This window comes from Epilithonimonas sp. (assembly GCF_036780765.1).
In the GTDB taxonomy this organism is placed as follows: Bacteria; Bacteroidota; Bacteroidia; order Flavobacteriales; family Weeksellaceae; genus Epilithonimonas.
Genome location: NZ_DAIQCG010000005.1, coordinates 100,412 through 119,305 on the forward strand (window position 1 = coordinate 100,412; position 18,894 = coordinate 119,305).

At 34.9% G+C, this 18,894-nt stretch carries 15 protein-coding genes; 7 read left to right on the forward strand and 8 right to left on the reverse strand.

Annotated features, from left to right (window positions below; translation table 11 throughout):
- Positions 1-44: 44 nt before the first annotated feature.
- The 3 genes from V7P73_RS10125 to V7P73_RS10135 are packed head-to-tail and all read right to left on the reverse strand — an operon-like array spanning position 45 to position 2,961.
- Positions 45-1,841 carry a DUF4153 domain-containing protein gene (locus tag V7P73_RS10125; RefSeq protein ID WP_333853242.1) on the reverse strand — a complete coding sequence of 599 codons (1,797 nt, stop codon included), beginning with the start codon at positions 1,839-1,841 and terminating at the stop codon, positions 45-47.
- A 29-nt stretch (positions 1,842-1,870) separates the two neighbouring features.
- Positions 1,871-2,350: a BlaI/MecI/CopY family transcriptional regulator gene (locus V7P73_RS10130; protein WP_333853245.1), complete on the reverse strand. Its 480-nt coding sequence runs from the start codon at positions 2,348-2,350 to the stop codon at positions 1,871-1,873.
- 11 nt (positions 2,351-2,361) lie between these two features.
- Complete coding sequence (locus V7P73_RS10135; protein WP_333853247.1) at positions 2,362-2,961, reverse strand: phosphatase PAP2 family protein; 600 nt, start codon at positions 2,959-2,961, stop codon at positions 2,362-2,364.
- A 207-nt stretch (positions 2,962-3,168) separates the two neighbouring features.
- Here V7P73_RS10135 and pdhA point away from each other — a divergent pair, with 207 nt between their 5' ends.
- The 3 genes from pdhA (at position 3,169) to V7P73_RS10150 (ending at position 7,002) form a co-directional block, all read left to right on the forward strand.
- Entirely contained in the window at positions 3,169-4,173 is a 1,005-nt protein-coding gene (gene pdhA / locus V7P73_RS10140; protein WP_333853249.1) for a pyruvate dehydrogenase (acetyl-transferring) E1 component subunit alpha, read from the forward strand.
- 87 nt (positions 4,174-4,260) lie between these two features.
- On the forward strand, positions 4,261-5,883 hold the full coding sequence (locus V7P73_RS10145; protein WP_333853251.1) for a 2-oxo acid dehydrogenase subunit E2: 1,623 nt from the start codon (positions 4,261-4,263) through the stop codon (positions 5,881-5,883).
- Positions 5,884-6,222: 339 nt separating this feature from the next.
- On the forward strand, positions 6,223-7,002 hold the full coding sequence (locus V7P73_RS10150; RefSeq protein ID WP_333853252.1) for a DUF2490 domain-containing protein: 780 nt from the start codon (positions 6,223-6,225) through the stop codon (positions 7,000-7,002).
- A 78-nt stretch (positions 7,003-7,080) separates the two neighbouring features.
- On the opposite strand, the gene V7P73_RS10155 is transcribed toward V7P73_RS10150, so the two are convergent.
- The 3 genes from V7P73_RS10155 to V7P73_RS10165 all read right to left on the reverse strand — a co-directional run bounded on the left by V7P73_RS10155 (position 7,081) and on the right by V7P73_RS10165 (position 10,408).
- Positions 7,081-7,527: a phosphohydrolase gene (locus tag V7P73_RS10155; protein WP_333853253.1), complete on the reverse strand. Its 447-nt coding sequence runs from the start codon at positions 7,525-7,527 to the stop codon at positions 7,081-7,083.
- Positions 7,527-7,850 (reverse strand): hypothetical protein, encoded by a 324-nt coding sequence (locus V7P73_RS10160; RefSeq protein WP_333853254.1) that lies wholly within the window; start codon positions 7,848-7,850, stop codon positions 7,527-7,529. Before V7P73_RS10160 ends, V7P73_RS10155 begins: the two co-directional genes overlap by 1 nt.
- Before the next feature lie 77 nt (positions 7,851-7,927).
- Positions 7,928-10,408, reverse strand: a complete 2,481-nt coding sequence (locus V7P73_RS10165) for an FtsK/SpoIIIE family DNA translocase (protein WP_333853256.1) — start codon at positions 10,406-10,408, stop codon at positions 7,928-7,930.
- 239 nt (positions 10,409-10,647) lie between these two features.
- Between V7P73_RS10165 and ccsA the strand changes: the two genes are divergently transcribed.
- From ccsA to V7P73_RS10180, 3 genes are all read left to right on the forward strand, one after another.
- A complete protein-coding gene (gene ccsA / locus V7P73_RS10170; protein WP_333853258.1) occupies positions 10,648-13,950 on the forward strand; it encodes a cytochrome c biogenesis protein CcsA in 3,303 nt (1,100 codons plus the stop codon).
- 113 nt (positions 13,951-14,063) lie between these two features.
- Positions 14,064-14,933, forward strand: coding sequence for an SPFH domain-containing protein (locus tag V7P73_RS10175; protein WP_333853260.1), 870 nt, complete (start codon positions 14,064-14,066; stop codon positions 14,931-14,933).
- Positions 14,934-14,950: 17 nt separating this feature from the next.
- Entirely contained in the window at positions 14,951-15,127 is a 177-nt protein-coding gene (locus tag V7P73_RS10180; RefSeq protein ID WP_333853262.1) for an Arc family DNA-binding protein, read from the forward strand.
- Between the two features lie 24 nt (positions 15,128-15,151).
- Here V7P73_RS10180 and V7P73_RS10185 read toward each other — a convergent pair whose 3' ends face one another.
- Together V7P73_RS10185 and V7P73_RS10190 are read right to left on the reverse strand one after the other, a co-directional pair.
- Positions 15,152-16,033 carry a tyrosine-protein phosphatase gene (locus V7P73_RS10185; RefSeq protein WP_333853263.1) on the reverse strand — a complete coding sequence of 294 codons (882 nt, stop codon included), beginning with the start codon at positions 16,031-16,033 and terminating at the stop codon, positions 15,152-15,154.
- 71 nt (positions 16,034-16,104) lie between these two features.
- The gene (locus V7P73_RS10190; protein ID WP_333853265.1) at positions 16,105-17,754 is read right to left on the reverse strand and encodes a peptide-N-glycosidase F-related protein; all 1,650 of its coding nucleotides are present in this window, start codon (positions 17,752-17,754) and stop codon (positions 16,105-16,107) included.
- A 192-nt stretch (positions 17,755-17,946) separates the two neighbouring features.
- Here V7P73_RS10190 and V7P73_RS10195 point away from each other — a divergent pair, with 192 nt between their 5' ends.
- A complete protein-coding gene (locus V7P73_RS10195; protein ID WP_333853267.1) occupies positions 17,947-18,876 on the forward strand; it encodes an SPFH domain-containing protein in 930 nt (309 codons plus the stop codon).
- Positions 18,877-18,894: the final 18 nt, after the last annotated feature.

Here is an 18,894-nt window from a genome sequence, read left to right on the forward strand (position 1 = left end):
ACTGGAAAAAATAGAAGCGATCAAATTTTGATCGCTTTTTTTTATTATTTCTTTCGGATTAGCAAGTAAGCATCGTCATAGGTGACATTTGGATAAGTATTGTTTCTGTACTGGTTTATAGAAAAATTTCCCAAAATCATTTTCAGATGATAATCGCCAATGTCGGCTTCCATAGAAATCTCTGGAACATTGACTTTTCCGGCTTTTCCTTTATATTTCTTAACCAAGTCTTTTATTAATGAAGAAAAATCAGCTTCTTCATCAGAATTTAAAATGACTTTGAACTGCGGTTTTTCGTCTGTAACTCTATCATAGATTTCAAAATTATCACTCCCGATTTTTTTGTTGCCGTGATTGTATCTGTTGAAATAAAAAACGTATTGATAATCTTTTACATCAATAATATTTTGATCAGAAATGACTTCCAGCCTGTCATAATTAGAAGCGTATTTTGTTGTTTTTTTGATGTCTGAAAAACTATAGTAGATATCAGAATTGGCGCTCCAAAAATTATTTTCGTTAATATTTTTCGCAAGGTCTTTACTTTTTTTTGTGTCAATTAAATTTAACAAGAAATCTTTATGATTTCTCTTGATAAGAAACACAAACTCGTTTCCTATTTTTGTCACAACACTATCTGCAACAGGTTTTTTGAAATCGATTTTTTGGTTTGAGGTTAATAATTTGTTGTCCTTCAAAATCTTCATCAATTGATTTTCCTGACTTCTTTTGGCAACAGAAAATGTATTGAAATAAGGGAAAATTAAAGAAAATAATCCAAAAGCAAAAAGACTGATGGGGATGAATTTGATATTTTGATTTTTGTTAAGGATAAAATATAATATCACGGTTACAAGCCAAATCGCCAGAAGTAATACGTAATATCTTGGTTCTGTATATCCATATTCTAAAATCCTCGTAAAAATCGCTGTGAATAGCAAAATCAATAAAGGAATCAATGTGAAATAGAAAATTTTGGAGAACATCTTAACCCAGGATTTCGCAGAATTTTCTTTCAATGGGTGAACCAATAAAATTGCTAAAATCCCAACGATAGAATAGGCAAGAATCAAATAAGAAACCCAACCGCGAGGCAATTCCCAGTTCAATAAAATTTTCCCTGAATAAAAATATAAGATGACAACATATATTATAAGGAGCGGAATAAGAATATATTGTGAAAAAAACTTCAGAACAACGGGATAAGTTCCTTCTTTTTCAAGATATTCCAATCCTTTTTCATTAAATAATAAAAAGATGAGACTGCTTCCGAAAATGGCTAATAGATAAAATACTCTGAGGTAAATTTTATCATCGAAATTAAAATCAAAAAGCTGGTCTACTGCAACTATCGCCAATTCTACACCACCAGTCAAAACACCAGTGAAAACCGCTGTTAGGAAAATGTTGATGAAGAGATTCTTGTTGTACTGCCAAAAATCTATTTCTGTTTTCTTTCTGAAAAATGCAGCAAATGAAACAAAAAGATGGGATAAAATATAAGTTGGAACAAGCAAAAATGTGTAAACTTCGGTAAAGTCTTTCTCTAATTTTGGTAATAGAAAATAGAGTAGAACAAGAAAAAGAATGCCGCCAAGTTCTAATAGAAACTGTTTCCCAATTCTTTGTGAAAGAATTTTCAAACCAAACATCAACGAAATCCCAAAGCAGGAAATTAAGGTGAGTTTAGTTAAAGTGAAAACCTTTTCGCTGGTTCGGAAGTTTTCTTCCGCAATAAACATCAGACAAATTGATGCCGATAATGCCATTAGCAAAACCAAAGGATATTGCCGAATTGCATACAAAGCTTTCCCGAATATTTCGTTTAATTTCTGAATCATTTGTTTGAGTTTTTTAATTAAAAGAAACCTTATTTCTTCTTGTCTTTTTTCTTCTTTTTGTCTTTCTCCTTCTTTTTGGATTTTTTATCGCTGATTATTTCTTTGATAAAATCCTGAATGTGATTTTCCTGTTCTGGCTTTTTGGTAGCAAAAACCTTTCTTGATTTGATCAAGGTCTCAAAGTCTTCTGAAGTTATTAATTCCTCATCCAACAAAAGAGTGAAAAGTTCCGTTCCAGAATTGTTAAAATAATTTTCTAAAAACCTTTTCAACATAAATTTTCTATATTCTACAAATTCTACAGCAGGTCTGTAAAGGTTGATTCTGCCTTGTTTTTCTGTTGTCAGATAATGTTTTTCTACAAGGATTTTTAGGAATGTGGAAACTGTATTTTGATGAGGTTTTGGTTCTGGGAAAATATTCATCAGTTCACGGAAATAGATTTGCCCTTTGTTCCAAATCAATTGCATAATTTCCTCCTCAGAAGGTGTTAAAGATTGTAATATCATAAAGTTTTATATTAAAAGATAATAGCTTTTACCATAATAAGGTAAATAAAAGATACAAATATTGCGATGGATGCACCAGAAAAAACTTCTTTCGGCGTATGTCTTTTCAAAATAACTCGGGTAACTCCGATTAGTATTGATAATAAAAACCAAAAAATTCCAATTGCAGGTTCTATCGCAAAAAACAAAGCAGCAACATAAATATTAAGACTCGTATGCATGGAACTTTTGATGAAAAAATTACTGACTTGCATTAATATTAGTAAGATGCAGAGCATAAAAATCGTCCAGTCCATTTCCTTGTGCAGATAAAAATCAACGCCTAAGAAAATAACAGTTGCGATAATGATAAAAATGTAAAGTGAATGACGTTGTTTCCTGTTAGAAACGTCCATATTGGTATAATTTCCGTTTTTTACATTTTTATAAATCCAGATAGCAATCGGAATAATCAGCAACAGTAAAATTGGTAGAAATTTCTTTGTGGCTTCTTCCCAAGTGTAATTTTTATAACTGTAATAAAAAAAGTAAATAACCAATGAAACCAAAGGGTTGAAGAAATTCGAAATGACTTTCGAGATAGAGATAATAACAGGGTTTTTGATTTCCATTCATAAAAATTTCGATTTCAATATACAAAAATTATTAATTTGTGAAAACGCATAGAATTGAATTAACGTCAATGCTTGCGTAAACGGTTACGTAATTTTCTATATTAATTACATTTAATGATTTCTATTCTTTAAAAAAATATGATAATATGCATACAATAGAGAAAGATTTTTTTTCTTATTTTTGCTACATATTTCGAAATTACAATGAAAGAATTTTCTAAAGAAGTTTACCTTAAATGGTACGAAGAAATGACAATGTGGAGAAGGTTTGAAGACAAATGCCGTTCTCTTTATTTAAAACAAAAAATCAGAGGTTTTTTACATTTATATAACGGTCAGGAAGCGATTCCTGCTGGTTTTACCCATGCAATGGATATGTCGAAAGATAGTATGATTACGGCATACAGATGCCACATTCATCCAATGGCAATGGGCGTTGACCCAAAAAGAATTATGGCAGAGCTTTGCGGAAAAGCTACCGGGACATCTCAAGGTATGGGAGGTTCTATGCACATTTTCAGCAAAGAGCACCGTTTCTATGGAGGTCACGGTATTGTAGGAGGTCAGATTCCTTTGGGAGCTGGTATTGCTTTCGCAGACAAATATTTTGACAGAAAAGCAGTAAACATTTGTTTTATGGGAGATGGTGCAGTACGTCAAGGGGCGCTTCACGAGACTTTCAATATGGCAATGAACTGGAAGCTTCCTGTAGTTTTCGTTTGTGAGAACAACGGTTATGCAATGGGAACTTCTGTTAAGAGAACAGCTAATCACGAAGATATTTACAAATTAGGATTAGGATATGAGATGCCTTGTCTTCCTGTAGATGCGATGGACCCAGAGAAAGTAGCAGAAGTTGCTTACGAAGCTATCGAAAGAGCAAGAAGAGGAGACGGACCCACTTTCATAGAGGCTAGAACTTACCGTTATAGAGGTCACTCTATGTCAGATGCTGAACCTTACAGAACGAAAGAAGAAGTGGCTCAGTATAAGTTGGAAGACCCCATCGAAATCGTAAAACATAGAATTTTAGAAAATTCTTGGGCTACTGAACAAGAGTTGGAAGCTATCGATGAGAAATCAAGAGAGTTTGTAGAAGAATGCATCGAGTTTATGGAAAATTCTCCTTATCCAGATGCTTCTAAATTATATGATTATGTATATTCTACTCCAGATTATCCGTTCATCAACAAGTTAGAAAATAATTAATAAAGATTTGATGATGTGAAGATAGGTTGATTTGTTTTAACTAATTCTCACCGCATCATCTCATTATCAAATTAACAAATAAAAATTATGGCAGAAGTAATTACGATGCCCCGTTTGTCTGATACGATGACGGAAGGCAAAGTTTCAAAATGGCACAAAAAAGTGGGCGACGCTGTAAAAGAAGGCGATATCCTTGCAGAAATCGAAACTGATAAAGCAGTTCAGGATTTCGAATCCGAAATTAACGGAACTCTTTTATATGTCGGTGTAGAAGAAGGTGCACAAGCTCCTGTAGATTCAGTTTTGGCAATTATCGGGAAAGAAGGAGAAGATATTTCCGCCTTAATTGGTGGCGGAGCAAAATCTGAAGAGAAAAAAGTTGAAGAAGAACACAAAACTGAAAACCAATCTACAGATGTTGAAAATACTGAGGAATCTGCGGCTGCTGCTGATATTCCGGAAGGCGTAGAAGTTATCACAATGCCTCGTCTTTCTGATACGATGACAGAAGGAAAAGTTGCTAAATGGCAAAAGAACGTTGGGGATACTGTAAAAGAAGGCGACATTCTTGCGGAAATCGAGACAGATAAAGCAGTTCAGGATTTCGAATCAGAGTTCAACGGTACTCTTTTGTATCAAGGAGTTGCGGAAGGTGATGCTGCTGAAGTAGATAAAATTTTAGCAATTATTGGCCCAGCAGGAACTGATGTTTCTGGTGTTGTTTCTGGAGGTGGCAAAAAAGCTACTGCTCCAAAAACAGAAGCTAAAGCTGAAACTACAACAGAAGAGAAACAAGAGTCTGCACCAGTTCCAGCTTCTTCCACTGGTGATAGAGTTGCAATTTCTCCTTTAGCTAAGAAAATAGCTCAGGATAAAGGAATCGATTTCGCTTCTATCAAAGGTTCTGGTGAAAATGGTAGAATCGTGAAGAAAGATGTTGAAAATTATCAACCTTCTGCACAACCAGCTGCTACGGTATCTGCTCCAAAAGCAGCACCAGCTCAACCAAGTGTAGCATTTACACCGGGTGAAGATAGCGAGACTCCAAACTCTCAGATGAGAAACATCATCGCGAAGAGATTGGCAGAAAGCAAATTCACTGCGCCACATTACTACTTGACGGTTGAAATCAATATGGATAAAGCCATCGAAGCTAGAAAAGAGATTAACAGCGTTCCAGATACTAAAGTGTCTTTCAACGATATGGTTATAAAAGCGGTTGCAGTAGCATTGAGAAAACATCCACAAGTTAATTCTTCTTGGGCTGGCGATAAAATCGTTCACCACGGAAACATCAATGTTGGTGTAGCAGTAGCGGTTCCAGACGGATTGGTAGTTCCTGTATTGAAAAACACAGATTATATGAACTATAACGAGATTTCTGCAGCAGTAAAAGATATGGCGGGAAGAGCTAAAACTAAAGCGCTTAAAGCTAACGAAATGGAAGGTTCTACTTTCTCTGTTTCTAATCTTGGAATGTTCGGAATCGAGACGTTTACATCAATCATCAATCAACCGAATTCTGCAATCTTATCTGTAGGAGCGATTATTGAGAAACCAATTGTGAAGAACGGACAAATCGTTGTTGGAAATACAATGAAATTGTCTCTAGCTTGCGACCACAGAGTAATCGATGGTGCAACTGGTGCTCAGTTCTTACAGACTTTGAGAACTTACCTAGAAAGTCCATTGACTTTGCTTTTAGGATAAAAAATATTCGAAATATTATAATCAAAAACCTTTCAACTTGTTGGAAGGTTTTTTTGTGATACTTAGAACATTTTGATTAGATTAAATCACAACTTGTATTTGGTTTAAACAAACTGTTTAGAGAAAAATACAATTGATATTTAGTTTAAACGAATTGTTTTGATGTCTAAAGTTATTTTGAAGTTGGATCTGCGTGAGGGATGGTAGTGGATATCCTTTTTGTCTTGGACGGAAAAGTTCTATCTAAAGGGAAAATCTTCTAAAGACAAAAAGATAGTAACGGACAGCCCGGCCCGCTTGTTTTTGCCGGACTGGAATTGTTATTTGAAATGCTAAATCTTGTGGGCAAAAATAAAGGGACACGCCCAAATAATTATTTTTATCGGCTGGGGATTTGATTATATTTGTCCCGTGAAAAAGCTAGGATTTTTATTTGTTTTTATAGGTAGTTTTGTCTGGGCGCAAGACCATCTTTCGGGTTTCAATATGATGTCTTTGACGTATAAAATTTCTCCAAAACTGATGCTTTACGGAGAAGGGCAAATACGTGCCAGAAAGGATTATACCTTGATTGATTACTACGAGACGAAAGGTGGAATCGGCTATAGTTACATCAAAGATCACCAGATTTTTGTTGGTGCAGGACGATATGGAACTTATGAGGACAGGAAGATTTCGCAGGAAGAATTCCGAATCTGGCTTCAGTACACGTTTTCTCACAAAATAGGAAACCTGAAGCTAGATCATAGAGGAAGAGCGGAAAAACGATTTTTCTACGCCAGTCAAACCGGCACGAATACGGAGGCGATGCGTTACAGATACAGACTGAGCGGAACTTTGCCTATCAATAATTCTAAAGTGCAGGAAGGAACGTTCTTTGTGAATGCTTTTGAGGAATTGTTTTTTGGTGCTGGAGAACCTAACTTCAAAAGGAATAGAAGTTTTGCAGGTTTTGGTTATCAGTTCAATAATTCTTTATCTGCAACTAGTGGCTATATGTTCCAAAGGGAATTTTTTACGAAGAAAAATGAGAACTACCATTTTCTCTATTTTGCACTCAATTTTACGATAGATTCGTCTGATGATGAGAAGGATTTTTCTATTCCGATGGTAGATTAAGTTCAATTTCTCGCAAATTTGGCAGATAGAGCAGATTTTTGGATTTGCTAAATCAGAGAAATCTGCGAGAATAAAGTTCTAATATTTTTCTGTGAGATAGAGATAAGCTTTCAGATATTTGTTAAAGCGTTTCAAATCTCTTTCTTCCAATAGGGTAGTGCATCTAGTGAGATCCATATTGTCCCGAAGGTCGTTGATTTTGACTGCAATTGCCAAAGGACTTTTCTCAATTCTCGCAATGAAAGCGTCATAATCCAAATGTTCTTCTTCACGTTTGGTTAGACATTCTACAGCTTCTAAGATATATTCTGGAAAGCCTTTTTCTTTTAAGTATTCTAAAGAAAATTCCGGATTATCTTCTACGACATCGTGAAGAACACCAACGATTTTTTCGTCGATGGTTTTACCGGCATTCATCACACGGAAAACGTGTCCCAGATAAGGCGCATCGTATTTGTCAGTTTGTTTTTTGTGTGCTTTGGTAGCGATTTTTATGGCTTTGTTGAGGAGTTCGTGCGACGACATTATTTTTTCTTTTTCTTTAATTGTATAGAATCTTTCGGCTTTTCTATTTTGTAGAGTTGTGTGTCTCTTTTGGTTTGCTGTAATTCGGAATACTGGTTTGCTGGTTTTTTATTGAGCATCTTGTATTTAGATGCTTTTGTAGAATCTACATTTTTGTAAAATGGATTTCCGCCTATTGCATTATCATTTTTGCTTTTTTCTAATTCTTGTCTCCAAAGTTGCTTGTCTAAAGTATCTTTTGGAGTTTTCTTTTCCTTAGTTTTTTGCTGAGCAAATGTAAATACTGAACAAACAGAAAACAATATTAAAATTACTTTTTTCATTGGTTAAATTTTGAATTGAAATTAAAAAAAAACCTTAACATATTTAGTTAAGGTTTTATTAAAATATATTTTTAGAATTATCTTCCTTTCAATTCATCTAACAATCTTTCCAAAGAATTAAGGTCAGAAATCAAAACCTCTCTTGCTTTTGCACCATTGAAACCGCCAACAACGCCGGCAGCTTCTAACTGGTCCATAATTCTTCCGGCTCTGTTATATCCTAATTTTAATTGTCTTTGCAGCATAGATGTTGAACCTTGCTGAGTAGAAACTACGATTCTTGCACCTTCTTCAAACAAAGCATCTTTCTCATTCGGGTCAAAAGCGCCAACTGTTGAACTGCTTTCTTCACCAGAATATTCTGGAAGGAGATAAGCATCAGAATAACCTTTTTGTTCACCAATAAATTCTGCAATTCTCTCAACTTCTGGTGTATCCACAAATGCACATTGCAAACGCGTCAAATCATTTCCGTTGAAATAAAGCATATCGCCTTTCCCAACCAATTGTTCCGCTCCAGGCGAATCCAAAATCGTTTTAGAATCCACTCCGGAAATTACACGGAAAGCAACCCTTGCAGGGAAATTCGCTTTAATCATACCTGTAATTACGTTGACAGAAGGTCTTTGCGTTGCAACAATTAAGTGAATTCCAATTGCTCTGGCTAACTGTGCCAATCTTGCAATCGGATGTTCAACTTCTTTTCCAGCAGTCATAATAAGGTCTGCAAATTCGTCAACAACCAAAACAATATAAGGCAGATATCTGTGTCCATTTTCAGGATTAAGTTTTCTTTGAGCGAACTTTGCGTTGTATTCTTTGATGTTTTTACAGAACGCATTTTTCAACAATTCATAACGGTCATCCATCTCGATACAAAGTGAGTTCAAAGTGTTGATTACTTTTGCATTGTCTGTGATAATCGCATCTTCTGTATCAGGCAATTTTGCCAAATAATGTCTTTCTATTTTTGAATAAAGTGATAATTCTACTTTCTTCGGGTCAACCATAACGAATTTCAGTTCGCTTGGATGTTTTTTGTAAATCAATGAAGTCAAAATCGCATTAATACCAACCGATTTACCTTGTCCGGTTGCTCCAGCCATTAGAAGGTGAGGCATTTTTGCAAGGTCAGCTACGAAAACTTCATTAGAAATTGTTCTACCAAAAACGATTGGCAAATCCATATCTGCGGATTGGAATTTCGGAGAAGCTACAACAGAACGCATCGAAACCATTGTTGGATTTTTTCTTGGAACCTCGATTCCGATGGTGCCTTTTCCTGGCATTGGTGCAATAATTCTGATTCCAAGTGCAGAAAGATTCAAAGCGATATCATCTTGTAATTTTTTAATCGCTGCAACACGGATTCCGGCTTCTGGTACGATTTCGTAAAGTGTTACAGTTGGACCAATCGTTGCTTTGATTTCAGAAATCCCAACATTGAAAGTTTTCAATAAACCAACAATTCGGTTTTTATTTTCTTCGAGTTCGTCTTTATTAATTGTGATTTCCTCGTTTCCGTAATCTTTCAGTAATTCTACAGAAGGCATTTGGAATTTGGCTAAATCTAATTTATGGTCGTATAATCCGTGTTTGCTAACCAAATCATCTGATTTCTGTTGTTCTGCAGTTACTGGAAAATCTTCATCTTTTTTAATTTCTACATTGAAGGCGAAATCATCCTCAGCTTTTACAACCGGAGTTTCCACAATTGGCTTTTGAGGCTGAGTTGGAGTAGAGGATAGTATAATTGGTTCAGGAACAGATTCTTTAATCGGTTCTTTGATTTCTTCTCTGAAAGACGTCTGATTTGGCGTTTTAATTGGTTCAAAATCCTGAGTGACTTTGATATTACTAAAATCATTGTCAGTTTTAACAGGATTTGAGTTAACCGAAATGTTTTCAGTTGCAAGTTCTTTGTCAAGTTCTGCATCAGCCTCAAATTCTTCGTCAGAATCTGGCATCAGACTTTTCAGTTTACCAAAAGTATTATCATTAATATCATTGAGTTTATTTTTGATAGAACTTGGTCTCAGGTTGAATTCTAGTACAAAATAAAGAGCAAAACTTACTAAAAGAACCATCCAAAGTCCAACGGAACCAATATAGGATTTTAGGTAATCCATAATTTGATAACCGTAAACACCGCCAAGAACGCCTTCGCCATTGGTTACTGCACCAAAAAAAATTGGAGTCCAGCAAATGAAAAATAAACTGTGAGAGATAGTTTTCCAAGGTTTGAAATAATTCTTCTTGAAAACCAATGTTCCAAAAACAAAACACAAAAATGCGACAACAAAAGCGGCTACACCAATACTTTCAAAAATGAAAAGATTACCCAACCAATCTCCAATTTTCCCAAAAAGATTGGAAGATTGTACCATTTTGTCAGACATTGTTCCGGCTTGGCTTTGGTCGGACTTCCAGTTCATCAGATAAGATATGAAGGAAAGTGTCAAAACGATTGATAATAAGATGAGCGTAACGCCCGAAATTATTCTTGGTTTTGAGATGATTTTGCTTGAGTTTGAGGTCGTATTTTTATCGTTGTTCATTTTCAAAAATCGTCAATAGATGCAAATTTAATGTTTTTTATTTCTCACATAAATTGTTGAGTGTTATTTTTATTTTTTCTTAAAATTATATGAGTTTTTAGCATTCTAATTATCAGTTTGAAAAGCCTTATTAAGAATGTTTCAAAATAACGATTCTGCTTTCTAAAATGACAAATAACAGTTTTTTTTGATGCCGTTGTGGTTTATCATCCTTATTTTTGTGAATTATAATTTTTGGAATGAAAAAGATTCAGGATATTCTTATTTCTACGCGAACGATGGCGACTTTATTGCTTGTTTTCGCAATTTCTATGGCCGTTGCCACTTTTATCGAAAACGATTACGGAACGCCTACAGCAAAAGCTTTAATTTACGAAGCCAAATGGTTTGAAGTTGTAATGTTTTTGCTGATTCTTAACTTCATTGGAAACATCGGACGATACAGACTTTATAAAAAAGAAAAGTGGCCGATATTGGTTTTTCACTTAGCATTTGTCCTGATTTTCATTGGTGGAGCAATCACACGTTACATCAGTTTCGAGGGAACAATGCATATCCGTGAAGGTGAGACTAATAACGAGATTGTAACCGACAAACATTTCTTCAAAATCAAAATCGAAGAAAAAGGAGAACAGCAGAATTACCACGATGTTCCTTATTTGATGTCACCACTTCATCACGATTTACAAGCGACTTATGATTTCCTTGGAAAAGAAAAAATTGTGGTGAAAGCTTTAGAATATATTCAAAGAAAAAAAGATAGTTTGACTGTTGATAATAATGGAAAAGAATTCTTGCATCTTGTTTCAACCAGCGATATGGGCGGTCGTCAGAATATCTATTTGGCAGAAGGTGAGGTTCAGAATATCAATGGAACTTTGGTAAGTTACAACAGAACGGCAATCGAAGGTGCTGTTGAATTCCAAAAAAAAGATGGTCAACTTTATATCAAAACACCAACTGACGCTGCTTATATGACAATGGCAACTCAGGCAACCGGAACGACTAAAAAAGATGAATTCCAACCACTGGTTTTGAGAAGTCTTTATACGATTGACCAATTGAAATTGGTAATTCCGGAAGGAACAAAACGTGGAAAATTGGTGGCTTACGAAGGTGATAAACAAAAAGATAAAGATGTTCCGGATATGCTGAAAGTAGAAGTTGCCGGACCAAAAACAAAACAAATCGTTGACCTTGTGGTAGAAAAAGGTAATCCGAATAATTACAAACAAATCAAAGTTGATGGTCTTGATATAATGTTAGGTTTCGGACCAAAGGTTTATTTCACACAGCCTTTTGCACTTAAATTAGAAAAGTTTGTGATGGAAACTTATCCAGGAAGTTCTTCGCCATCGGCTTATGAATCTCACGTTAGAATTGTGGACGAAGGAAAAGAAACACCTTACAATATCTATATGAACCACGTTCTTAATTATAAAGGATACAGATTCTTCCAAGCGAGTTTTGATCCAGACAGAAAAGGTACAGTTCTTTCTGTAAACCACGATTTCTGGGGAACTTTGATTAGTTATATCGGTTATGCATTCTTGTTTTTAGGAATGTTTGTGACGATGTTCTGGAAAGGTTCCAGATTCTGGAGTTTGAACCAAATGTTGAAAACCATTAGTAAGAAAAAAGCAGCGGCTGTTCTTTTGATTTTATTAAGTTTCGGGCTTAATGCTCAGGAAATTGATATGCACGGAACAGACGGAAGTCACGAAGGACATTCTCATTCTACCGAAGCAAAACCAGCTGCTCCGAATAAAAATCCAATGGTTTTGGATGCGGACGAAATGGTGAAAAATATTACAATCAATAAAGAACACGCAGACAAATTCGGTTCTCTATTGGTTCAAAATTACGAAGGTCGTATTGTTCCTGCCAACACACAAGCGCTTGATATTTTACATAAATTAACTTCACGTTCCAAATTCCAAGATTTGGATGCTAACCAATGGTTTTTGGCTGCAACGATTGACCCGATGTTTTGGGCTCAGGTAAATATCATCAAAATCGAAACTGCTGGTAAAGTTGGAAAAGACCTTAGAGCTAAAACAAAAGCTACGGACGAAGGTTTTACAAGTTTAATTAAGTTATTCCCTGCCGATAAAAACGGAAATCTTCGTTTTGTTTTGGAAGATGATTATAATGATGCTTTCCGTAAAAAAGCTTCTGAGAGAACAAGATACGACGAAGCGGTTATTAAACTTAATGACAAAGTTCAAGTATTGAATGGGATTATGTCTTACCAATATTTCCGAACTGTTCCTGTGAAAAACGATTCGAATCACACTTGGAATTCTGTAATGACTCCAACTTTTGAAGCGGATGAAAATGCACAGGCGGTTCTAGGACCATATTTGTCAAGTGTTCTTATGGCAACACAAGGTGGAAGCTGGGCAAAAGCTGATGCAGAACTGAAAAAAGTAGAAGAATATCAGCAAAAATGGGGTAAAAATGTAGTGCCTTCCGAAACCAAAGTTAAGCTTGAAGTTTTAATGAATACGTTAGATATCAATTTCAAATTGTTGATTTTCTATACAATCATTGGAGGATTGCTTTTGGTTTTAGGTTTTGCAGAATTGTTCAAACCTAATAAGATTCTTAACATCGTTATAAAAGCATTGATTTACATCGGTGCGATTGGTTACATTTTCCATTTCTTAGGATTAATAGCAAGATGGTATATTTCTGGACACGCACCGTGGAGTAATGGATACGAAGCGATTATCTTTATTTCTTGGGTTGGTATTTCTGCTGGATTGATGTTTTATTTTGGAATCGGAAAACCTTCTTTGGAACAAAGAGCAGCTTCAGCTGCAATGAAATTGGTTAGTAAAAATAATTCTAACGCTTTGATTCCAGCAGCCGGATTCTTAGTTGCGGTAATTATGATGGGATTTGCTCACGGTGGTTCCGCGCTTGACCCACAAATCACGCCATTGGTTCCAGTTCTTAAATCTTACTGGCTGGTCGTTCACGTTGCAATTATCACTTCAAGTTATGGATTCTTCTCATTATCGATGTTGATTGCAATGATTTCATTGATTTTCTATGTGATTTCTAATAAAGAGACCTTCAAAAGACACAATGACACAACCTTGAAAGAACTAGCTATCGTAAGCGAAATGTCACTTAATATCGGATTATTAGCCTTAACCATCGGAAACTTCTTAGGAGGAATCTGGGCGAATGAATCTTGGGGACGTTATTGGAGCTGGGACCCGAAAGAAACTTGGGCTTTCATCTCGATTATGATTTATGCTTTTGTAATCCATATGAGGTTGGTTCCTGGATTAAGAGGTAGATATACTTTCCACGTTGTTACGATGTTCGCATTTTGTTCAATGGTAATGACATATTTCGGGGTTAATTACTATTTGTCAGGATTGCATTCTTACGCAAAAGGAGACCCGATTCCATTGCCACTTTGGGTTTACATCAGTATTGGTTATATGTTGGCATTGTCTGTTGCAGCTTGGTTCAAGTATAAAAAACTGAATGAAAAGCAAGAGAAAAGAACACAGGTAGAGCCTTAAACTTGGTTAGATAAAATTAATTAACCGGACTTTTAATAAGTTCGGTTTTTTTATTTTTTGTATTAAAATAAATAGTATATTTATGATATCAAATTAATATCAAATTAAATACTATGGAAAAAATTGTAAAACCTTTGTCTGGCTTCTTAGCATTAGTAATTAGCCTTATTCTTTTTGGATTAAGTGTTTTTCTGGTTATCAGTGGAGCTAGTGATAATAATCCTCTTTCGGTGATTTTTGGAATGTTTTCTTTTGTTGCATTTATCTTCTTTCTAAAAGGTTTGATGATTATTCAACCAAACCATTCCAGAGTGCTTAGCTTTTTTGGCAAATATGTTGGAACAGTAAAAGCTAACGGCTTATTTTTCATCAATCCATTGTATTCAACCCAAAGAATGAGTCTTCGCTCGGAAAACCTTCAGGGACAAACTTTGAAAGTGAATGACAAAATGGGAAATCCAATAGAAATTGGAGCTGTTATTGTTTGGAAAGTTGGCGATACATATAAAGCTGCTTTTGATGTGGAACGTTATATGGAATACGTGAGAATCCAAAGTGAAGCGGCTGTTCGACATTTGGCAGTGAGTTTTCCTTATGATAATCTGGAAGACGAAAATGCAGAAATAACGCTTCGTGATGGAGGTGATAATGTCAATCATATTCTTGAAAAAGAATTGACAGACAGACTTTCTACAGCCGGAATTGTTGTTCAGGAAGCGAGAATCAGCCATTTGGCTTATGCATCAGAAATTGCTGGAGCGATGTTACAAAGACAACAGGCAACAGCTATCGTTGCGGCAAGAGCAAAAATTGTGGAAGGTGCTGTTGGAATGGTTGATATGGCGTTGAAAAAACTGTCTGCAGAAAATATTGTTGAATTGGACGATGAAAGAAAAGCGGCAATGGTTAGCAATCTGATGGTGGTTTTGTGTGGCGAAAAAGCAGCTCAACCAATTCTAAATGCAGGCACGCTTTATAATTAATTCAAAATCAAATATTGATGAAGAAGAGTTTTGTTTTAAGATTGGATGATGAGATGTACAAACTGCTGGAGAAATGGGCTACTGATGAATTCCGAAGTGTGAATGGACAATTGGAATATATCATCAATCAAAGTCTAATTAATTCAGGAAGAAAAAAAAATAAAACGGATAACAAATCAACAGATAAAAAATAAGCAGTCAATTTTTTGACTGCTTTTTTATTGTAAAAATTTCTGAATGTAAACCTCTCTTTGGTTTTCAGAAATTCCTAAAACTTGATGAATGTAATTATCCATAGAACCATATTTTTTATTGATTTCATCGAAAGCAGATTGTAAATAAGTCCGCTCTATCCAACTCGTTTTTTCAACTACGCCAATGTCCAGCTTAGGATAAACGAAATGAAATGTATTGGCGAGATTCAGTCTTTTTTGAATTAAATCTTTTCTAAGATTATTGGACTGTAGATATTCTTCGAAAACAACGGAATCATCAAATTTTAGAACTTTTAAAATCATAGCAGTAATCATTCCGGTTCTGTCTTTTCCTGCTGTACAATGGTAGAGTACAGGTTGCTCTGAGTCTAAGATTTCTGTAATGATTTGTTTAATCATTTCAGGATTTTCAGAAACATAATCTGTATAGAATTTTATCATTCTTTTATCCGCATCATTCTCCCTGATTTTTCCTTTCAAAGCTAATTGTTTAGCATGGCTCATTTCATTCTCCTTATCTTCGAAAGCAGAGTATATTTTATAATTAATGTCCTTAGGAAGTTGATCTGGTTCTTTAGTGATTTCCTGTTGAGTTCTCAGATCAATAACTTTATTGATTTTCATTTTACTCAATTTATCAAAAGAAGATTTTCTAAGATGATGAAGGTTTCCACTTCGGTAGATTAAGCTGTCTTTAAGAGTTTTTCCTTCAGAATTTTTAATTCCTCCCATATATCTCAGATTATTCACTTTCTTTATTTCTATATGATTTTGATTAGAATAATTTGAAAACTCTGTCTTAGAAGAAGTGTAAGTCTTGCAGGAAATAATAAATAATAAAAGTAAATAATAGAAATATCTCATAATTCCGAAACGATTTTTCATACAGCTTATTTTCTTTCAATAAAAATTCCTGCTTATTTCTAAACAGGAATTGATTATTTTGAATATTTAATTTATTGTTTGATGACTTTTTGAGTTTCAGATTTACCATCAGCCAAATCAATTTTCATTAGGTAAATACCAGATTGTAATTTGGAAAGATTAATTTTTGTAGAATTATCTTCTAATAATATTTTACCATCTGCGTTATAGATAGAGACTTTGCTAATTTTTGCTGTCGTATTGATATTAATGAAATCTTTCACGGGATTTGGATAAACCGAAGATTTTTTTGCATTAATTTCATCAGTTCCCAATTTGATTTGAGTTGAGTATACAGGACCATACCAAACGCTGCTTTTGTCATCTACACACTTTGATTTTACATAAGTTTCATACAGCCAGCTTACGTTCAAATCACTTCGGGAATCTTTTGGTTCATTCTCAATATCACGATAGGTTTCCTGGCCTGCTGTTGTGAAAACTCCTCTTCTTCCCCAAAGTGTTTGCCATTGGTTAGATGTTCCATTTTCTTTCCAAGCGATATCTACGGTTGTATTTACTTGATTGGTAATTTTCAAATCATAAGGCGCAGCACAGATAACATCACCATTCTTTTGATTCTGAATGTACATAGAAATAGGAAAGTAGCCCTGTTTACCTGAGAAACCAGCCGTGGGAACATCAATTTTAATTGTATGAGTTCCGGCAGAAAGATTCCCCAGACTTATTTCACGATTAGGAATTACATCTCCAGGACACCAATTGTTCCACGAGATCCATCCTCTTAGAGTTTTCGCAGAAGCTCCATAAATGCCGTTACCTTGCGTATTGTATTGTCTGTAGTCTTCACAGTTTTTTCCACCCGGCATATATTGATTTACCAATTGATCATCAAGATAGACATAATGAACTCTTTTTACATATTCTTCTCCATTGTTATTGGAGCCATGGTTGGATGTGATTAAGTGTAAAGATGCATTAGGAACTGCTTGATCTAGTGTGAAGGTTACCAATCTTGTAGTTTGTCCAGGAACATCTGTGGCATTATAATTATTCAGATTTTGACGATAGGATAATGGTAATAAGAAATTCTGAACTGGAGAAGCAGTTCCTGTCGTTACGAATTCCAAATTACCGCGGAAAACGTCTGTTCTATCTGCGCAACCAGCGACTTCTGTATTAGCTGCAGCAGAATAACCATCTGCACGGAACTCAATCCAAAAATCATAAACAGCTGATAAATTAGAATCGTGTAAAATATTAGAAATATTATCTAGCTGATAACTGTATGGAACTTGTTTTATGCTTGCATTTTTATTCATAAAAGGCGTGATGAAACGTCCAATCTCGATACGTTTGATATCAGTTTGATTAAAAGTGTAAGTTGTACTTCCTTTTGGAACTAAAACTAAATTAACACCTGCCAATCTATCATAATTATCACAAGCCGCAGTTAAAACAATATTCATTTTAACACTGCTTCCAATAGAAGCGATTTCAGTTTCGGTTAATTTTCTGGAAATTATGTCCTGTTCATAAGCGTGCAAACGAATAGCGCCTGCAGGGATTTGCGAAAACGCTTCCGGTGGCATAGTTTGTCCTTCTCCCAAATAATGATACATACTGTAAAAAGGAACATCATTGAAAACAGAAACATTTTGAGCTTTAAAAAATGGTGCTATCGCAAGCCCTGCAATAGCAAATAGTAGTTTTTTCTTCATATTAGATTATTATTCTAACAAATTTAGAAAATCTTTATGAATAAAGACTTTTGTAACTGTTGTTTTATGAATTTAATTTTAAATAATTATAATTATATTGTGATTTTAATAATTTTTGTTTTGTGGGATTATGCTTGTATTTCATTTGTGGTTATCATTAGAAAAGTCTATATTTAAGAAAATTTACAAATTATGATATACATTGGTTTTATTGTCTTTTTGGGATTAATAACATTATTCGCATCTTTTTTTACTGTCAGACAAGAAACGGCTGCCATTGTTGAGCGTTTGGGGAAATTTCATTCGGTAAGACATTCCGGTCTTCAACTTAAAATTCCGTTTATCGATCAAATTTCTAAAAGAATAAATCTCAGAATTCAGCAATTGGATGTGATGATTGATACCAAAACTTTGGATAATGTTTTCATTAAAATGAAAGTTTCTGTTCAGTATCAAGTGATTAGAACTCAGGTTGGAGACGCTTATTACAGACTGGAAAATCCAGAATCACAGATCACTTCTTTTGTTTTTGATGTAGTAAGAGCAGAAGTTCCAAAAATGAAACTGGACGATGTTTTTGTAAGAAAAGATGATATCGCAGTTGCGGTAAAAGGAGAACTACAAGAAGCTATGAACAGTTATGGTTATGATATTATCAAAGCTTTGGTTACTGATATCGATCCAGATGAACAAGTAAAACACGCAATGAACCGAATAAACGCGGCTGAGCGTGAAAAAACAGCGGCAGAATATGAATCCGAAGCGCAAAGAATCAGAATCGTAGCAGTTGCAAAAGCGGAAGCAGAGTCTAAAAAGTTACAAGGACAAGGTATTGCGGATCAAAGACGTGAAATTGCAAAAGGTCTTGAAGAGTCTGTGAAAATGTTGAATAGTGTACAAATCGAACCTCACGAAGCTTCTGCTTTGATTGTTGTAACGCAACATTATGATACATTACAGTCAATCGGAGCTAACAATAGATCAAATCTTGTCTTGTTGCCAAATACACCAACAGCAGCAAGCTCAATGCTTAATGATTTGGTTGCGGCAATGGCAGTTTCTAAACAAATTGATAATGGTGATAGTCCGAAACCCAATCGACAAAATCCAAACTTATTATAAAATGAAAGCCTGAATTAT

What these genes read in the sequence shown, in the direction of transcription:
- V7P73_RS10125 (WP_333853242.1), bottom strand. Translation starts at nt 1,841, where the DNA reads ATGATTCAGAAATTAAACGAAATATTCGGGAAAGCTTTGTATGCAATT.
- V7P73_RS10185 (WP_333853263.1), bottom strand. Translation starts at nt 16,033, where the DNA reads ATGAAAAATCGTTTCGGAATTATGAGATATTTCTATTATTTACTTTTA.
- V7P73_RS10155 (WP_333853253.1), bottom strand. Translation starts at nt 7,527, where the DNA reads ATGTCGTCGCACGAACTCCTCAACAAAGCCATAAAAATCGCTACCAAA.
- V7P73_RS10195 (WP_333853267.1), top strand. Translation starts at nt 17,947, where the DNA reads ATGATATACATTGGTTTTATTGTCTTTTTGGGATTAATAACATTATTC.
- V7P73_RS10160 (WP_333853254.1), bottom strand. Translation starts at nt 7,850, where the DNA reads ATGAAAAAAGTAATTTTAATATTGTTTTCTGTTTGTTCAGTATTTACA.
- V7P73_RS10165 (WP_333853256.1), bottom strand. Translation starts at nt 10,408, where the DNA reads ATGAACAACGATAAAAATACGACCTCAAACTCAAGCAAAATCATCTCA.
- pdhA (WP_333853249.1), top strand. Translation starts at nt 3,169, where the DNA reads ATGAAAGAATTTTCTAAAGAAGTTTACCTTAAATGGTACGAAGAAATG.
- V7P73_RS10180 (WP_333853262.1), top strand. Translation starts at nt 14,951, where the DNA reads ATGAAGAAGAGTTTTGTTTTAAGATTGGATGATGAGATGTACAAACTG.
- V7P73_RS10130 (WP_333853245.1), bottom strand. Translation starts at nt 2,350, where the DNA reads ATGATATTACAATCTTTAACACCTTCTGAGGAGGAAATTATGCAATTG.
- V7P73_RS10190 (WP_333853265.1), bottom strand. Translation starts at nt 17,754, where the DNA reads ATGAAGAAAAAACTACTATTTGCTATTGCAGGGCTTGCGATAGCACCA.
- V7P73_RS10175 (WP_333853260.1), top strand. Translation starts at nt 14,064, where the DNA reads ATGGAAAAAATTGTAAAACCTTTGTCTGGCTTCTTAGCATTAGTAATT.
- V7P73_RS10145 (WP_333853251.1), top strand. Translation starts at nt 4,261, where the DNA reads ATGGCAGAAGTAATTACGATGCCCCGTTTGTCTGATACGATGACGGAA.
- ccsA (WP_333853258.1), top strand. Translation starts at nt 10,648, where the DNA reads ATGAAAAAGATTCAGGATATTCTTATTTCTACGCGAACGATGGCGACT.
- V7P73_RS10135 (WP_333853247.1), bottom strand. Translation starts at nt 2,961, where the DNA reads ATGGAAATCAAAAACCCTGTTATTATCTCTATCTCGAAAGTCATTTCG.